Below are 1,562 nucleotides of genomic sequence, written 5' to 3' on the forward strand. Positions count from 1 at the left end.
GCATACAAGCGTAACAATCTCTCTTTCTATCTTCTCTCGGATAAATCGTCCCTCTTCTACGTGCTCCAGATTAATCTTAGAAACTACTGCCCCACTCTGCGCAATAATATCTAACAGCTCTTCTTGTGCTAGCTTCATAAACGCCTCACGGATTGGTGTCCTGCTTACATTTAATTCATCCGCCATTTCCTTTTCAGAGATTTTAGTCCCAGGCTCAAGTTCTAACCTTAGTATTTTCTTTTTTAGTATGTTATAGGAGTAATCCCTTGTTGAACCACGAACATTCTGACGGGTTGTCACTCGTTTCCCTCCTCATCTATCACTTTTTTTATATAATTTGGAAGGGCTGATCTTCAGAAATTGAATAAACCGGAATATGAGGGAAGATTTCTTTGATCAAATCAGCTAAATACCTCATGCCTGGTTTCTCACTTGCAGCATGACCTAAAAGGATGAACGCCTTGTCTCTGCCTTGATAGACTGCGTCACGAATAAATTCTGGCGTTTCCCATTCTGGACCCTCCCCAGCAAGAATCACATCCATATTATCTTCCATGAATAAAGGAATTGCTGCTTCGCCCCCTCCCCTGTATCCTACCAAAACACCTACGCGGCAACAGGTCATCGAAAGATTCCCTACCACACGGACAAAGGGGATATTTAACTTGGTCTTTATATACTCACTTAAATCACGAACTGTGAGAGGCTGAATGGCAAAGATAGCTGAAGTTGGATGGTTTTCAATCAAATAAGGCTCCCACTCTAAGTCTTGAATTAATCCGGTCATAATCCCGTCAGGCTGATATCGATGCCAATAATCATGGAATCGATAGATCGCCAGTCCAGCCTCATCAATTAGTCTGCACTTTTCTTGATAAACAGGATTATTCTCCAGAAACTCCGTCTTGTTTTGGTGGCTATAAAAGGTTCCCTCATGACTAATTACCAGATTAGCTCCTAGCTCTTTTGCTCGCTGCAGCACATAATGAGAAGCCATAAATGTGACCACAATTCCCTGTACCTCCTGGTCTGAACGTACATCTGGCGTTATTTGGTCAACCGTATCATCAAGCTTTTTCACTGGTTGTGTTAATGCATCCACTACATCCTGAATGGTTAGCATGTTATCCTCCTATTTACTTTTCGAAAATAACTACATCTTTTGAAGCCACTTTTATTTGATCTCCTGCTTGATAATTCTTCTTAGTTAGGAGGGAATAATAGTCCTCACCTATCACAATTTCTGTTGCTGCTTCTTGATGATTCATCACAAATACATACGTTTTATCGCCTTTATATCGTTCCGTGATTTCCACACCATCTTCAGCTTCTATCGGACAAAGCACCTGATGTTTATCAAGAATTTTCTTAAACAATTTTTCTAAAAAAGGAAGTTCAGGCTGGCTGCCGAGATACCAGGCATCGCCTTTTCCAAAGGTGTTTTTGGTAATAACCGGGCTCTGTGCATAAAACTCTTTTCCGTAAACCGCCACTGTCTCTGCACCTTCCAGTTGAATTAAAACAAAGATCAGCCGGCAATCATAGGTCCCTTTAAGGTCCCC

Annotated in this window: 3 protein-coding genes; all 3 read right to left on the reverse strand. The window is 41.4% G+C overall.

The window, feature by feature from the left end:
* A partial coding sequence (locus tag AC52RT_RS10135; protein WP_495540633.1) for a GntR family transcriptional regulator occupies positions 1-300 on the reverse strand: 300 nt, incomplete at its 3' end.
* 28 nt (positions 301-328) lie between these two features.
* Positions 329-1,123 carry a Nif3-like dinuclear metal center hexameric protein gene (locus AC52RT_RS10140; protein ID WP_495540634.1) on the reverse strand — a complete coding sequence of 265 codons (795 nt, stop codon included), beginning with the start codon at positions 1,121-1,123 and terminating at the stop codon, positions 329-331.
* A gap of 13 nt (positions 1,124-1,136) precedes the next feature.
* Positions 1,137-1,562, reverse strand: a 426-nt coding sequence (locus AC52RT_RS10145; protein ID WP_495540635.1) for a beta-galactosidase trimerization domain-containing protein, incomplete at its 5' end; no start/stop codon positions are given.

This window comes from Peribacillus sp. (assembly GCF_059453735.1).